Raw genomic sequence first — 14,789 nt, 5'->3', positions numbered from 1 at the left:
CTCGCCTGGACCATGCTGGGACGACAACACCGAGGGAGACCCTGATGGCCACCGACCGCGAGGTGCTCGTGCGCCGCGCCTCCGCGGCGGTGTTCGTCGTCTTCGTGCTCAGCGGGTTCAACTTCGCGAGCTGGGCGTCGCGGCTGCCCGCGATCCGCGACGGTCTCGGCTACTCGCCCGACAAGATGGGCATCCTGCTGCTCGTCGGCTCCGTCGGCTCGCTGCTGGCGCTGCCCCTGGCGGGCATCGCCGCCGAGCGGCTCGGCACCCGTCGAGCCGTGCTGCTGTTCGCCGTGGTGAACGCCGTGGGCCTCACGATCGCCTCCGTCGGAGTGGCGGTCGACCAGGTGGTCGTCGTCGGGCTCGGCCTGGCGGTGTTCGGCGTCGGCACCGGCATCTGGGACGCCGCGATGAACCTGGAGGGCGCGTCGGTCGAGCAGCGTCTCGGCCGCACCGTCATGCCGCGGTACCACGCCGGCTTCTCGTTCGGCACCGTCGCCGCCGCGGGCATCGCGGCGCTCGCCGCCGGCCTGCACGTCCCGGTCGTCGTGCACATCCCGATCGCAGTCGGGCTCTCGCTCGTCGCGGTCGCGTTCGCCGTGCGGCACTTCCTCGCCGAGACCTCGGGCCCCCACGCGGCGCACGTGGCCCCGTCGGCGCGCGACGGCGAGATCGACGCCACGGCGGCCCCGGCCGTCGCCGACGCGCCCCGCGGTGCGCGAGGCGCGCTCGCGGCGTGGCTCGAGCCGCGCACGCTGCTCATCGGCCTCGTCGTGCTCGCCGCCGCGCTGACCGAGGGGGCGGCCAACGACTGGGTGAGCCTGGCGGTCGTCGACGGCTTCGACGTCGACCACGCGGTCGGCGCACTCACGTTCGGCCTGTTCGTCACGGCCATGACGACGATGCGCTGGTTCGGCACGAGCCTGCTCGACCGATTCGGACGCGTCGCGGTGCTGCGGCTCTGCGCGGGCCTCGCGCTCGTCGGTCTGCTGACGTTCGGGCTCTCGTCGGTGCTCCCCGTCGCGCTCGTCGGCGTGCTCGCCTGGGGCGCCGGTGCGGCACTCGGATTCCCGGTCGGCATGAGCGCCGCGTCCGACGACCCGCTGCGGGCCGCGGCGCGCGTCAGCGTCGTGTCGACGATCGGGTACAGCGCGTTCCTCGCTGGTCCGCCGCTGCTCGGGCTGCTCGCGCAGCACGTCGGCTACCGGCACGCGCTGCTCGCCATCACGATCCCCGTGCTCCTCGGGCTGCTCGTGGTCAACGCGGCGGCACCGCCCCGGGACGCCACGGCCGGAGCGGTGCCGGGCGACGCCGACCGACGCGCCGTGGGGGAGGACCCGGCCAGCGCCGTCGCCGACGACCGCGCCGGGCGCGCCGTCTAGCCTGGGAGCGTGCAGCCCACCACCACCGCCGTCCCGGCGCTCGCCGACCTGACCACGTTCCGCGTCGGCGGTCCCGCGGCGAGGTATGTCGAGACGAGCACCGAGGCCGAGCTCATCGACGCCGTGCGCACGGCCGACGAGGCCGGCGAGCCGTTGCTCGTCGTCGGCGGCGGCTCCAACCTGCTCGTGGCCGACGCGGGCTTCGACGGCGTCGTCGTGCGCGACGTCCGCAGCAGCATCGACGTCCCCGACCACTCGGCCTGTGCCGGCGTCACCTACACGGTCCCCGCCGGCACGCCGTGGGACGCCGTGGTCGAGGAGGCCGTGACGCACCGGCTCGTCGGGCTCGAGGCGCTGTCGGGCATCCCCGGCTCGACCGGCGCGACGCCCGTGCAGAACGTCGGCGCCTACGGCCAGGAGGTGGCGCAGAGCATCGCGACGGTCCGGGTGTGGGACCGCGGCCGGGCGCGCGTCCGCACGCTGCCGCTGGTCGACCTGAAGTTCGGCTACCGGACGTCGATGCTCAAGCGCTCGATGCACGTCGCCGACGAGTCGGACCCCCGCGCGCCGTGGTCGCCGACCCCGCGCTACGTCGTGCTCGACGTGACGCTGCAGCTGCGCCAGGGCACGCACACCCGCGCGGTCGTCTACCCCGAGCTCGCGCGCACGCTGGGCGTCGAGGTGGGGGAGCGCGCGCCGATCCTCGACGTCCGAGCCGCGGTGCTCGAGCTCCGCGCGCGCAAGGGCATGCTGCTCGACGCCGCCGACCACGACACGTGGAGCGCCGGCTCGTTCTTCACCAACCCGGTCCTCGACACCGATGCCGCGGCGCTGCTGCCCGCCGGCGCGCCGCGCTTCGCCGCCACCGACGGCCGGGTCAAGAGCAGCGCGGCGTGGCTCATCGAGCAGGCGGGGTTCTCGCGGGGGTTCGGCGCCGGGCCGGCGCAGCTCTCGACGAAGCACACGCTCGCGCTGACGAACCGCGGCGGCGCCACCGCTGCGGACGTCGTCGCGCTCGCGCGCGAGATCCGGGGCGCGGTCCAGACGCGGTTCGGCATCACGCTCGAGCCCGAGCCGGTGCTCGTCGGGCTCAGCCTCTGAGCCCTCCCGGACGGTCAGCCGGCCGCCGCTGGCGGCGAAGCCGGTCAGCCGGCGTGGCGAGCGACCTCCGCGACGGTCAGCCAGCCGTCGCGACCTCCGCGGCGTCCGGCGCCGCGAGCCACGCGTCCACGCCGGCGAGCAGCCGCGACCGCACGGACTCGGACGCCCGGGACGCGCGGATAGACGCGCGCGCGAGGTCCGCGAGCTCGTCGTCGGTGAACCCGTGCGCGGCCCGCGCGATCTCGTACTGCGCCGCGAGCCGCGACCGGAACAGCAGCGGGTCGTCGGCGCCGAGCGCGACACGCGCACCCGCCTGCACGAGCTCGCGCAGCGGAACGTCCGACGCCGACGCGTAGACCCCGAGCGAGACGTTCGACGCCGGGCAGACCTCGAGCGCGATCTGCTCCTCGACGACGCGCTCGAGGACGCGTGGGTCCTCCGCCGACCGGACGCCGTGGCCGAGCCGGTCCGGCCGCAGGTGCTGGACGACGTCCTCGACGTGCGCCGGACCGAGCAGCTCGCCGCCGTGCGGCACCGACGCGAGGCCCGCACGCCGCGCGATCGCGAACGCCGGCGCGAACTCGCTGGTCTCGCCGCGCCGCTCGTCGTTCGAGAGCCCGAAGCCCACGACCTCGCCCGGCCCGTCACCTGCGTGGCGCGCCGCCAGCCGCGCGAGCGTCCGGGCCTCCAGCGGGTGCCGCATGCGCGAGGCCGCGACGATCACGCCGACGTCCACGCCGGTCCGCGCCGTGGCGAGCCGCGCGGCGTCGAGCACGATCTCGATCGCGGGCGTGATCCCGCCGACGAACGGCGCGTACGAGGTCGGGTCGACCTGGATCTCGAGCCGGCCCGAGCCCTCGGCGGCGTCGTCCTGGGCGGCCTCGTCGACGATCCGCCGCATGTCGGCCTCGCTGCGCACGCAGGCACGCGCGGCGTCGTACAGCCGCTGGAAGCGGAACCAGCCCCGCTCGTCGGCCGGCACCTGCAGCGGGTTGGCGTCGAGCAGCGCGTCCGGCAGGCGCAGCCGGTGCTCGGCGGCCAGGTCGGCGAGCGTCGCGACGCGCATCGAGCCGGTGAAGTGCAGGTGGAGGTGCGCCTTGGGCAGAAGGGCCAGGTCGCGCACGCGGCCAGTGTGCCAGGCCGCCGCGCCCACCCGGCCCCGACGCGGCCCGGGCCGCCGCTCCCCGAGCCGCACCCCGGTCAGCTCCGGACGGCCGCCCGGTCGGTCACGTCGATCAGCCGGTAGCCCACCCCGCGCACGGTGTCGAAGTGCTCGGGCCCGATCTTCCGCCGCAGGTACCGCACGTACACGTCGACCACGTTCGAGCCGGGGTCGAAGTCGAAGCCCCAGACCTCCGAGAGCAGCCGCTCGCGTGTCAGCACCTCGCCCGGGTTGCGCAGGAACGTCTCGGTGAGCGCGAACTCGCGCGCCGACAGGTCGACCTCGCGCTCGCCGACCTTGATCCGCCGCGTGCGCAGGTCGAGCGCGAGCGGGCCGTGGCGCAGCACGTTCGGCTCCTCGGGGCTGGCGGTCGGCGCGCGCAGGCGGAGCCGGACACGGGCCAGCAGCTCCTCGAACCGGAACGGCTTCGACATGTAGTCGTCCGCGCCCTGCTCGAGCCCCGCCACGGTGTCGGTGACCGAGGATCGCGCTGTCAGCACGACGACGGGAACGGTCGACCCGGCCTCACGCAGGCGGCGCAGCACGTCGAACCCGTCGACGTCGGGCAGGCCGAGGTCGAGCACGAGGAGCTGCACGCCGCCGCCGAGCACGCGCGTCAGCGCGACCTCGCCGCTCGTCGTCGCGCTCGTCTCGTAGCCCGCGGCGCGCAGGCCCTTGGACACGAAGGCGGCGATCCGCTCCTCGTCCTCGGCGATCAGGATGTGGGTCATCGGCGCTCCGCGAGCTCGAGGTCGGAGGGGTCGGTGTCGGTGTCCGGGTCGGGCTCCGCGTCGGTTGCGGGGTCGACCAACGGAAGGTCGAGCACGAACACGACGCCCGGCTGGCTGCCGTCGGGCGGCTGCTCGAGGAACACCCGGCCGTGGTGCGCGCGTGCGATCGCGGCGACGATCGGCAGCCCGAGGCCCGCGCCGTGCGCCGACCTGTCCGCCCGGCCCCGGTGGAACCGGGCGAAGATGCGGTCGACCTCCTCGGGCGGCACGCCCGTCCCCTCGTCGCGCACCCAGAGCAGCAGCCGCTCGTCGCGCACCTCGCTGCCGAGCCGCACGATCGATCCGGGCGTCGAGTAACGCTGCGCGTTGGCGAGCAGCTGCAGCCATGCCTGCGTGACGCGCTGCGCGTCGACCTGCGCGGTGACGTCGGCGCGCGCGGCGACGAGCCACCGGCGGTCGCCCAGCCCGCGTGCCTTGTCGTGCACGTCGTCCGTGAGGCGCCCGATGTCGACGGGCGCGAGCCGGACGAAGTCGGGCCGGTCGGCGGTCGCGAGCGTCATCAGGTCGTCGACGAGCCGCTGCATCCGGTCGAGCTCGTCGAGCGAGAGCGCCTGCGTCGACCGCACGTCCTCCGCGTCGTCCGGGTCGACGAGCTCGAGGTGCCCCCGCACGATCGTCAGCGGTGTGCGCAGCTCGTGGCTGACGTCGTCGAGCAGCTCGCGCTGCGACGAGAAGGCGCGCTCGAGCCGGTCGAGCATCGCGTTGAACGTGCGGCCGAGCTCCGAGAGGTCGTCCGCGCCGGTCACCTCGATCCGCTCGGACAGGTCGGACTCGGTGATGCGGCGTGCCGTGTCGCCGAGCAGCCGGACGGGCCGCAGCAGGCGTCCGACGAGCAGCCAGGCGACCGCACCGATCACCACGAGAGCGCCGAGCCCGACCAGCGAGTACGTGACGAACGTGCCACGCAGCGCGCGCACCTGGGCCGACCGGTCGAACGCCACGACGAACAGCCCGGTCGAGCCGGGGTCGCTCGCGACGTGCACAGGGACCGCGACGTACCGGTACTGCGTCACGGGTGTCCGCACGGTCGCGGTGACGACGGGACCTCTCGTGGGCAGCCGGGCGAGGTTCGCCAGGAGGGGCTTGTCGTCCCCCAGCGGCAGCGACCGCGTCTCCGTGGCCGGACCCCAGCTGAGCCGTCCGTTGAGCAGCGTGACGATGCCCTCGTGCGGTCCCGGCACCCGGCTGCGGACCGCCTCGTTGAGCAGGCGGTCCACCGTCTGGAACGGCTGCCCGGTGGTCGGGTCCGCGCGGTCCTCGACCGTGCGCAGGCCGAGCACCGCGCGCGCCAGCGAGCTGTCGGTCGCGGCGTCCGCCTCGCGCACCTGCAACAGGAACGCGGTCGCCCCGGCCGTCATCACGGTCACCGCGCTGAGCGCCACGACCGCGGCGATGATGCGGGCGCGGACCGTCATGCGCGTGCCCCGCCAGCCGTCGCGGGCGACGTCCTCGTGGCGCACGGAGCGCGCGTCGGCGAACCCACGGACGTGGGCCCCTCGCGCAGCGCTGCGTGACATGGCCGCCAGTATCGCGCGGACCCGCCGACGGCTCGCCGACGGTTCGATGAGACCCCTCTCAGGACTCGTCGCGGCGCAGCCACCGGAACGTGCGGACCGCCACGAGCAGCGACGCGACCGACCAGACCACCAGCACGACCGCCGTCAGCCCGTGCTGCCAGGAGCCGCTCACCTCGAACGCTTCCGCGCCGGCCGGCAGGAACACCGACCGCATGCCCTGAGCGAGCCACTTGAGGGGGAAGACCGATGCGATCGCCTGCATCCAGGAGGGCAGGTCGTTGAACACGAAGAAGACGCCGGAGATGAACTGGAGGACGAGCACGATCGGCACGACGACGGCGGTCGCCGAGCGCGAGGTCCGCGGCACCGACGAGAAGGCGACGCCCGCGAGCGTCCCGGCGGCGATGCCGAGCACGAACACCCACGAGAACGTCAGCCACGCTTCCGCGCTGGTCGGCAGGTCGACGCCGAACAGCAGCCCGGCGGCCGCCAGCAGCAGACCCGTCTGCAGCAACGTCGCGACGAGCACCTGCCCGACCTTGCCGAGGAAGTACGACGCCGACGGGAGAGGTGTGCCGCGCAGCCGTTTGAGCGAGCCCTGGTCGCGCTCGACGGCGATGGACGTGGCGATGTTCTGGAAGCTCGAGAGCATGACGCCGGTCGCGATCATGCCCGGCAGGAAGTACTGCGTGAACGGGACGCCCGGCCCGACGGTGGCGTCGTCCTTGCCGAACACCGACGCGAAGATCGCCAGCATGATCACCGGGTACGCGAAGATGAAGACGACCGCGTCGCGCTCGCGGAAGTAGGCGCGCAGCTCGTAGCCGACGCGCGCACCCGCCAGCCGGACCGTGCCCGGCAGCGCCGGCCGCGTCCGCTCGGCCCCCGCGACGTCGGCCCGGCTCATGGCTCCTCCTGCGCGTCCGCGCCGACGAGTCCGAGGTAGACGTCCTCGAGCGTCGGTCGCTGCACGCGCAGCCCCGGCACCTCGCCGCCGAACCGCGCGGCCAGCGCTGCGACGGCCGCCGTGGGCGTCTCGGTCCGCTCCTGACGCGGCGCACCGTCTTCGTCCCAGTGCACGACCGCGCGGCGCGCCGCCCGTCCGCCGAGGGTCGCGGGCGGTCCCTCGGCGACCACCCGGCCGTGGTCCACGACGACGACCCGGTCGGCGAGGCGCTCGGCCTCCTCGAGGTAGTGCGTGGTCAGCAGCACGGTCGTCCCGTCGGCGCGCAGCCCGTCGACGAGGTCCCAGAACGCCCGCCGCGCCTCGGGGTCGAAGCCGGTCGTCGGCTCGTCGAGGAACACCAGCTCGGGGCGGCCGACGATGCCGAGCGCGACGTCGAGCCGGCGGCGCTGACCGCCGGAGAGCGCGCGGCCGCGGGCGCCCGCCTTGGCGCGCAGCCCGACGGCGTCGATGAGCTCCTCGGGGTCGCGCGGGTCCGCGTAGTACCGGGCGAAGTGGTGCACGAGCTCGGTCACGGTCGCGTCGAGGCGCTCGTCGTCCGACTGCAGCACGATGCCGAGCCGCGAGCGCCAGTCGCGGCCGCCGGACGCGGGGTCGACGCCGAGCACACGGACGTCCCCGGCGTCGCGCCGCCGGAACCCCTCGAGGATCTCGACGGTGGTCGTCTTGCCCGCGCCGTTGGGCCCGAGCACCGCGACGCACTCGCCCGCGGCGACCGCCAGGTCCACGCCGTCGACCGCGCGGGTCTCGCCGTAGGAGCGGCGAAGGCCCGCGACCTCGACGGCGAGACCCGTCACGTCACTCGGCTTCGGCGAGCAGCTTCTGGACGCGGCCGACGCCCTCGACGAGGTCGGCGTCGGCGAGCGCGTACGAGAACCGCAGGAAGCCGCTGGGCCCGAACGCCTCGCCCGGCACGACGGCGACCTCGACCTCGTCGAGGATCAGGCTCGCGAGCTCGGCGGACGTCCGCGGCGTGACGCCCCGGACGGTGCGGCCCAGCAGCCGCTCGACCGACGGGTACGCGTAGAAGGCGCCCTGCGGCACCGGGATGTCCACGCCGTCGATCGCGCCGAGCATGTCGACGATCGTGCGCCGCCGGCGGTCGAACGCGGTCCGCATCTCGTCGACGGCGGACAGGTCGCCGCTCACGGCGGCGAGCGCCGCGCGCTGCGACACGTTCGCCACGTTCGACGTCAGGTGGGACTGCAGGTTGGTGGCGGCCTTGATGACGTCCGACGGGCCGATCATCCAGCCGACGCGCCAGCCCGTCATGGCGTACGTCTTGGCGACGCCGTTGAGCACGATGGACGTGTCGGCGAGCTCGGGCACGACGCGGACGATCGGCGTGAACGCCGCGCCGTCGTACGTCAGGTGCTCGTAGATCTCGTCCGTGATGACCCAGATGCCGTGCTCGAGCGCCCATCGCCCGATCTCGGCGGTCTGCTCCGCGGAGTACACGGCGCCGGTCGGGTTGGACGGCGAGCAGAACAGCAGGGCCTTGGTGCGCGGCGTGCGCGCCGCCTCGAGCTGCTCGACCGTCACGAGGTAGCCCTGGTCGGCGCCCGCGAACACCTCCACGGGCTCGCCGCCCGCGAGGCGGATCGCCTCCGGGTAGGTCGTCCAGTACGGCGCGGGCAGCAGCACCTCGTCGCCCGGGTCCACGACCGCCGCGAACGCCTGGAAGACGGCCTGCTTCCCGCCGTTCGTCACGAGCACCGACGAGCCGCTCACCTCGTACCCCGAGTCGCGCAGCGTCTTGGCCGCGATGGCGTCGCGCAGCGCAGGCAGGCCCGCGGCCGGCGTGTACCGGTGGTTCGCGGGGTCCTTCGCGGCAGCGACCGCTGCCTCGACGATGTAGTCCGGCGTCGGGAAGTCCGGCTCGCCCGCGCCGAACCCGATCACCGGGCGGCCGGCGGCCTTGAGCGCCTTGGCCTTCGCGTCGACCGCGAGCGTCGCCGACTCGGCGATCGCGGCGAGGCGTGCAGACACACGCGGACGGGGGGCGGCGGAGGACTGCGACGTGGGCTCGCTCACGGCGTCCATAGTGGCAGAGGTCACGCGTCGGCCGAACCGCCTTTCGTCCCGCGGGCGCCCGCTGCGGCGAGCCCGGCGCCCTCGTCCACGGAGTCGGCTGGTGCGGCCCGTCGGGAGGTGGCCGGCCCGCGGACAGGCGCGGGACCCGGCGCGGGATAGGGTCGGTGCGGGCGGTTCGACCCGACGCTCGTCGTCGCGTACAGTGAACCCCCGGCGGTTGACGTCCGTCATGATGTGCCGTGCCCGCGAGCGGGCTCGAGACGGCGCTCGTGGCGACCGCACCGCCGTAGGGCAGTGGCGCAATTGGTAGCGCAGCGGTCTCCAAAACCGCAGGTTGCAGGTTCGAGTCCTGTCTGCCCTGCGCACGTCGGCACCCGTCCGGGTGCCGGTGGCCACGACGAGACGTAGGGGCATGACGTGAGCGAGACAGCACCGACTGCGGCGTCCGACGCCGGGGACTCGGCGTCGCGCACGTCGTCGGCCAGGACGGCCCGCAAGGCGCCGGCCCGCCGGGGCCTGTTCGCACGCATCGCGCTGTTCTGGCGTCAGGTCGTCGCCGAGCTGAAGAAGGTCGTGCGGCCGACCCGGTCGGAGCTCGTCACCTACACGGGCGTCGTGCTCGTGTTCGTCGCGGTCATCATGGCCTTCGTCACGGTCGTCGACCTGGGGGTCGGCAAGCTGACGTTCTGGGTCTTCGGCTGACCTAGCCGCGGCCGGCGGGCCGCCACCCCCGGCCGTGCGGCGAGAGACGCCCACGCCGGTGCAGCGCACATCGCAGGAGAAAGCAGGTTCGCACGTGTCGCAGGAGTCGCAGGAGCCCACCACGGGCGCCGAGGCGGAGCTCGAGGACGCCCTGACCTCGGTCGAGGCAGTCGAGGACGAGCAGACCGTCGCCGACGACGCGCAGGACGAGCAGGCCGAGCAGGCCGAGGTCGCGCTCGAGGACGCCGTCGAGCCGCAGGACGCTGCGGACTCCGAGCCCGACGTCGACGAGGACCCGGTCGAGGCGTTCAAGGCGCGCCTGCGCTCCCAGCCCGGCGAGTGGTACGTCATCCACTCGTACGCCGGCTACGAGAACCGCGTGAAGGCGAACCTCGAGAACCGCACGCAGAGCCTCAACATGGAGGACTTCATCTACGAGGTGGAGGTCCCCATGGAGGAGGTCGTCGAGATCAAGAACGCGCAGCGCAAGGTCGTCAAGCGCGTCCGGATCCCGGGCTACGTCCTCGTCCGCATGGACCTCACCGACGAGTCGTGGGGCGCGGTCCGGCACACGCCGGGCGTCACCGGCTTCGTGGGCCACACGCACCAGCCCGTCCCGCTCACGCTGGACGAGGTCTTCTCGATGCTCGCGCCCGCGATCGCCCCGAAGGCCGCGCCCACGGCGGCGGCGGCCAAGAGCACCACGGCGGTCAAGGTCGACTTCACGGTCGGCGAGTCGGTCACGGTCACCGACGGCCCGTTCGACACGCTCCCGGCGACGATCTCCGAGATCAACGCCGAGAACCAGAAGCTGAAGGTGCTCGTCTCGATCTTCGGCCGGGAGACCCCGGTCGAGCTCTCGTTCAGCCAGGTCGCCAAGATCTGACGAACGGTTCCCTCGGCCGTCGCTCGTGCGGCGGCCACTGCAACCGGGTCATCGCCCACGGCGTCGGCCCACGAACCAAGGAAGGGGGAGGCTCATGCCCCCCAAGAAGAAGGTCACCGGCCTCATCAAGCTCCAGATCAAGGCCGGCGCCGCGACGCCCGCCCCGCCGATCGGCCCCGCGCTGGGTCAGCACGGCGTGAACATCATGGAGTTCTGCAAGGCGTACAACGCGGCGACCGAGGCCCAGCGCGGCAACGTCATCCCCGTCGAGATCACGGTGTACGAGGACCGCTCGTTCACCTTCATCACGAAGACGCCGCCGGCCGCCGAGCTCATCAAGAAGGCCGCGGGCGTCGCCAAGGGCTCGCCCACGCCGCACACCGTCAAGGTCGCGACGCTCACCAAGGAGCAGGTCCGCGAGATCGCGAGCACCAAGCTCGAGGACCTCAACGCGAACGACCTCGACGCCGCGGAGAAGATCATCGCCGGCACCGCCCGGTCGATGGGGATCAAGGTCGAGGCCTGACCTCCCCGCACCACCCAGTGGCAGGGCCCGTGTGCGGCCCGTTCGACCACGACTGCTGAACAGGAGAACAAGCAGATGGCAAAGCACAGCAAGGCGTACCGCGCCGCGGCCGAGAAGATCGAGGCCGGCAAGCTCTACAGCCCGCTCGAGGCCGTGCGCCTCGCGCAGGAGACGTCGACCACCAAGTACCCGGCGACCGTCGAGGTCGTCTTCCGTCTCGGTGTCGACCCGCGCAAGGCGGACCAGATGGTCCGCGGCACCGTCAACCTCCCGCACGGCACGGGCAAGACCGCCCGCGTCATCGTCTTCGCCAACGGCGAGCGCGCCGAGCAGGCCCGCGCCGCGGGTGCGGACGAGGTCGGCGGCGACGAGCTCATCGAGAAGGTGGCCGGCGGCTGGACGGACTTCGACGCCGCCGTCGCGACCCCGGACCTCATGGGCAAGGTCGGCCGTCTCGGCAAGGTCCTCGGTCCCCGCGGCCTCATGCCGAACCCGAAGACGGGCACCGTGACGATGGACGTGGCCAAGGCCGTGTCCGACATCAAGGGTGGCCGCATCGAGTTCCGCGTCGACCGCCACGCGAACCTGCACTTCATCATCGGCAAGACGTCGTTCTCCGACGTCCAGCTGGTGGAGAACTACGCCGCCGCGCTCGACGAGATCCTTCGTCTCAAGCCGGCCGCGTCGAAGGGCCGCTACATCGCGAAGGCCACGATCTCCACGACGAACGGCCCCGGCATCCTGTTCGACCAGAACAAGACCCGGAACCTGACGGTCGAGGACGACGCCGCCTGACGCGGTCCCCGCAGCGACGACGAGCCCCTTCCCGCCTCGGCGGTGAGGGGCTCGTCCCGTCTCGGGCTCGTTCCGGTGGCGTCAGCGCGAGCGGGCGGACGACAGCGGGCGCACCGCCCCGATCAGCTCGAGGGGTCGCGTCCACAGACCGGCCAGCCACGCCCGCTCGTCGTCGTCCGGCTCCTGCGCCACCGCGAGCTGCGCGCTCCACTCGACGGCCGTCAGCAGGGTGCGGGCCACCGCCATCGCACGGCTCGGCGTCGCGTCGCCGCCGAGGTCGCGGTAGGCGGCCAGGAACCGGGCGCCGGGGTCGATGCGCCACGCAGGGTCGAGCGCCGGTCCGAGCGCGACTGCCAGCCAGTCGAGCGCCGCCGCGACGTCCCAGCGCGGGTCGCCGCGACCGGCCGCCGCGCTCAGCTCGGCGCGCGGGCCGTGGCTCGTCTCCACGACGACGACCTCGTCGCCCGTCGGGTCGCCGTGGACCCACTGCGCCGCCGACCACGTCGAGCGCGTGAGCTCGACCGCCCGGCGCACGCCAGGATGCGCCCGCACCGCCCACGCCGGGCCCGCGTCCGCGGGAAGGTACTCGAGCCAGCCGGGCAGCGGCTCGACGAGCACCCACGGCAAGGGCGCGACGGGCGTCAGTGCCGTGAGCCGCGAGCGGTGGACGCGCATCAGGGCGTCGGCCCACGCGCCGAGCAGGCCGTCGAGATCGGCGCGTGCACCAGGCGTCGGGCCCTCGTCGTGCAGGCGGTCGACGGCCGCCTCGAGCTCGCGAACCAGCTCGTGGCCCCCGTCCGTCGCGGGCGCGACGTGCCGGGGCGGCGCGGCAGGCGGGGCCGCGAGATCGGGGACGAGCGTCAGCGCCGCAGCCGCGTGCCGGCCGGTGGTCGACGCACCGCGTGCGACGACCCCGCCCGACTCGATCTCGACCGACATGACGACCCTCGTCCTTCCGCCCGGCTCAGCGCCCGCCGGACCCGTAGCGCCGGCGCGCCGCCAGGTAGCCCGCCCAGTACGCGCGGCGCAGGGCCTGGGCCTGCGCCTGACGACGCGCCGCGGCGAAGCCCGCGGCCCATGCGCGCGCGGCCGCGCTCCCGCGACCGGCGGCGCCCGACGCGTGGCGCGACTGGTGGAGCGCCTCGGTGAAGGGCTCGGTGAACGGCTCGGTGAAGGGTTCGGTGAACGGTTCCGTGAAGGGCTCGGTGAACGGCTCAGTGAAGGGGTTGGCTCTGAGCGCCTCGGTGAACGGCTCGGTGAACGGTTCGGTGAAGGGCTCCGTGAACGGTTCGGTGAACGGTTCGGTGAAGGGTTCCGTGAAGGGTTCCGTGAACGGGTTGGCTCCGAGCGCCTCCGTGAAGGGCCCGGTGAAGGGTTCCGTGAAGGGTTCGGTGAAGGGCTCCGTGAAGGGTTCGGTGAACGGGTTGGCTCCGAGCGCCTCGGTGAACGGTTCGGTGAAGGGCTCCGTGAACGGTTCGGTGAACGGCTCCGTGAAGGGTTCGGTGAACGGCAACGGCTCGGTGAACGGGTTGGTCGTGAGCGCCTCGGTGAACGGCTCCGTGAAGGGCTCCGTGAAGGGCTCGGTGAACGGCTCGGTGAACGGCTCGGTGAAGGGCTCCGTGAACGGCTGCGCCTCCGCACCGGAACGGCCCGCGTGGCCGTGCCCCGCCTGCGGCGCCTGCCGCCGCCCGGCAGCCGCGGCTCGTCCGCCCCGCCCGTCGCGCGCCCCGGCCGCACGTCGGCGGCCGCCCGTCCGAGCGGCCGACGCGGACGCCTGCCTCCCCGTGCCGGCCGAGCTGCGCCGTCCGCGTCGCGCGGCGAGCGCCGCGGCGGAGGCCGACGTCGCGACGGTCACGCCGAGCGCGTCGAGCACGCCGGCGATCGGGCTCGCGACCGAGTAGCTGCCGTCGTCCTCGCCGGCCCAGAGCAGGGCGACCACGCGTCCCTGCTCGTCGACGACCGCCGAACCCGAGTCGCCCTCGGACGAGAAGGGGCCGTCGCCGTCCAGCGGCTCGACGCGAACCTGGTCGCGCAGCGTCCGCCACCCCGTGCCCGGCCCGAAGTCGACCGACGTGCTGAAGTCGGTGGAGACCACCTTGCCGTGCGTGAGGCCGGTGGTGCGTCCGCGCTTGCGAACCTCCGTGCCCTCCTGCGCCGCGGCCGCGCCCGTGACGAGGCCGATCTCGACGATGCCCGGCAGCCACGGCGTCCCGGGTGCGAGCGCCACGACGGCCGCGTCCATCCGATCAGTCAGCGCACCGCGCACGAGAGCCCCGACGCGGTCGCGCGACGCGTTGCCACCGTCGGCCAGGGCGGGCTGGACCCACGTGCTGCCGGGGTCCTCGAGGCCGTCGCCGGCCGCGACGTGCCAGTTCGTCAGCCCCAGCGTGCGGCCCGAGAGCAGGTCGGTGACGAGGAGGCCGAGCGTGCCGTTGACGCTTCGGAGCTGCGCCTGCCCGTCCACGGGCACCGTCACCGGTGACGCCGGGCCGAAGCTCGTGCCGCCGGCGAGCGGGCGGTAACGGCCGGCGCCGGCGGGCTCGGTCGAGGTGGCGTCGCCAGCGTCGGCCTGGGCCACCAGGAGGCGCACCCGGTGCTCGACGACGTCCGTCGGCACGCCGTCGATGCTCTCGGGGATGCGCTCGTGCGCCGGCACGTGGTCGCCCTTGCGCTGCACGTGCACGACGATGGACTGCCGCCCGGTCGGCGATCCGTCCGACCACTTCTCGCCGATGTCGACGCCTACGACCCCCGGCCGCGCGAGGAGCGAGTCCTCGATACCGCGCTTCGTCTCGCGGATGCGGTCGCGGCTGATGCCGCCGTCTTGCGGGGAGTTGCTGTCGGCCATGGCGCGTGTCTCCTCGTCGAGCGTCCGGTTTGCGTGTCCAAGAGAGATCCCAGCACGCCCTGATACGTCCGAGCGGGTGAA

14 protein-coding genes and 1 tRNA gene are annotated in these 14,789 nt (G+C 73.8%); 7 read left to right on the top strand and 8 right to left on the bottom strand.

Annotated elements, in window-relative coordinates:
- The first annotated feature begins 44 nt into the window (after positions 1-44).
- Together QRT04_RS05405 and QRT04_RS05400 are read left to right on the top strand one after the other, a co-directional pair.
- Positions 45-1,382 (top strand): MFS transporter, encoded by a 1,338-nt coding sequence (locus tag QRT04_RS05405; RefSeq protein WP_289454096.1) that lies wholly within the window; start codon positions 45-47, stop codon positions 1,380-1,382.
- Between the two features lie 9 nt (positions 1,383-1,391).
- Positions 1,392-2,483, top strand: coding sequence for a UDP-N-acetylmuramate dehydrogenase (locus QRT04_RS05400; protein ID WP_289454094.1), 1,092 nt, complete (start codon positions 1,392-1,394; stop codon positions 2,481-2,483).
- Positions 2,484-2,559: 76 nt separating this feature from the next.
- Here QRT04_RS05400 and QRT04_RS05395 read toward each other — a convergent pair whose 3' ends face one another.
- The 6 genes from QRT04_RS05395 to QRT04_RS05370 form a co-directional block, all read right to left on the bottom strand.
- Positions 2,560-3,606 carry an adenosine deaminase gene (locus QRT04_RS05395; protein ID WP_289454092.1) on the bottom strand — a complete coding sequence of 349 codons (1,047 nt, stop codon included), beginning with the start codon at positions 3,604-3,606 and terminating at the stop codon, positions 2,560-2,562.
- A gap of 77 nt (positions 3,607-3,683) precedes the next feature.
- Entirely contained in the window at positions 3,684-4,376 is a 693-nt protein-coding gene (locus QRT04_RS05390) for a response regulator transcription factor (RefSeq protein ID WP_289454090.1), read from the bottom strand.
- Positions 4,373-5,953, bottom strand: a complete 1,581-nt coding sequence (locus tag QRT04_RS05385; RefSeq protein ID WP_289454089.1) for a sensor histidine kinase — start codon at positions 5,951-5,953, stop codon at positions 4,373-4,375. The genes QRT04_RS05390 and QRT04_RS05385 overlap by 4 nt, the downstream gene beginning before the upstream one ends.
- Before the next feature lie 58 nt (positions 5,954-6,011).
- A complete protein-coding gene (locus QRT04_RS05380) occupies positions 6,012-6,860 on the bottom strand; it encodes an ABC transporter permease (protein ID WP_289454087.1) in 849 nt (282 codons plus the stop codon).
- A complete protein-coding gene (locus QRT04_RS05375) occupies positions 6,857-7,714 on the bottom strand; it encodes an ABC transporter ATP-binding protein (protein WP_289454085.1) in 858 nt (285 codons plus the stop codon). The genes QRT04_RS05380 and QRT04_RS05375 overlap by 4 nt, the downstream gene beginning before the upstream one ends.
- A gap of 1 nt (position 7,715) precedes the next feature.
- Positions 7,716-8,951: a pyridoxal phosphate-dependent aminotransferase gene (locus QRT04_RS05370; protein ID WP_289454084.1), complete on the bottom strand. Its 1,236-nt coding sequence runs from the start codon at positions 8,949-8,951 to the stop codon at positions 7,716-7,718.
- Positions 8,952-9,239: 288 nt separating this feature from the next.
- Here QRT04_RS05370 and QRT04_RS05365 point away from each other — a divergent pair.
- The 5 genes from QRT04_RS05365 (at position 9,240) to rplA (ending at position 11,860) form a co-directional block, all read left to right on the top strand.
- A tRNA-Trp gene (locus tag QRT04_RS05365) sits at positions 9,240-9,312 on the top strand.
- Between the two features lie 56 nt (positions 9,313-9,368).
- Positions 9,369-9,653 (top strand): preprotein translocase subunit SecE, encoded by a 285-nt coding sequence (secE, locus tag QRT04_RS05360; protein WP_289454083.1) that lies wholly within the window; start codon positions 9,369-9,371, stop codon positions 9,651-9,653.
- Between the two features lie 94 nt (positions 9,654-9,747).
- Complete coding sequence (gene nusG / locus QRT04_RS05355; RefSeq protein ID WP_289454081.1) at positions 9,748-10,539, top strand: transcription termination/antitermination protein NusG; 792 nt, start codon at positions 9,748-9,750, stop codon at positions 10,537-10,539.
- 94 nt (positions 10,540-10,633) lie between these two features.
- Positions 10,634-11,065, top strand: coding sequence for a 50S ribosomal protein L11 (rplK, locus tag QRT04_RS05350; RefSeq protein WP_289454079.1), 432 nt, complete (start codon positions 10,634-10,636; stop codon positions 11,063-11,065).
- A gap of 75 nt (positions 11,066-11,140) precedes the next feature.
- Positions 11,141-11,860, top strand: coding sequence for a 50S ribosomal protein L1 (gene rplA, locus QRT04_RS05345; RefSeq protein WP_289454078.1), 720 nt, complete (start codon positions 11,141-11,143; stop codon positions 11,858-11,860).
- Positions 11,861-11,941: 81 nt separating this feature from the next.
- Here the strand turns inward: rplA and QRT04_RS05340 are convergent, their stop codons facing one another.
- Both QRT04_RS05340 and QRT04_RS05335 read right to left on the bottom strand, forming a co-directional pair.
- Positions 11,942-12,799: a phosphotransferase family protein gene (locus QRT04_RS05340; RefSeq protein ID WP_289454076.1), complete on the bottom strand. Its 858-nt coding sequence runs from the start codon at positions 12,797-12,799 to the stop codon at positions 11,942-11,944.
- 25 nt (positions 12,800-12,824) lie between these two features.
- Positions 12,825-14,708, bottom strand: coding sequence for a chymotrypsin family serine protease (locus QRT04_RS05335; protein WP_289454074.1), 1,884 nt, complete (start codon positions 14,706-14,708; stop codon positions 12,825-12,827).
- Positions 14,709-14,789 lie beyond the last annotated feature (81 nt).

It is taken from the genome of Cellulomonas alba (genome assembly GCF_030362835.1).
Taxonomy (GTDB): Bacteria; Actinomycetota; Actinomycetes; order Actinomycetales; family Cellulomonadaceae; genus Cellulomonas; species Cellulomonas alba.
The sequence above is the reverse complement of the archived record's forward strand: the minus strand, read 5'-3'. Positions and strand labels throughout refer to the sequence as shown.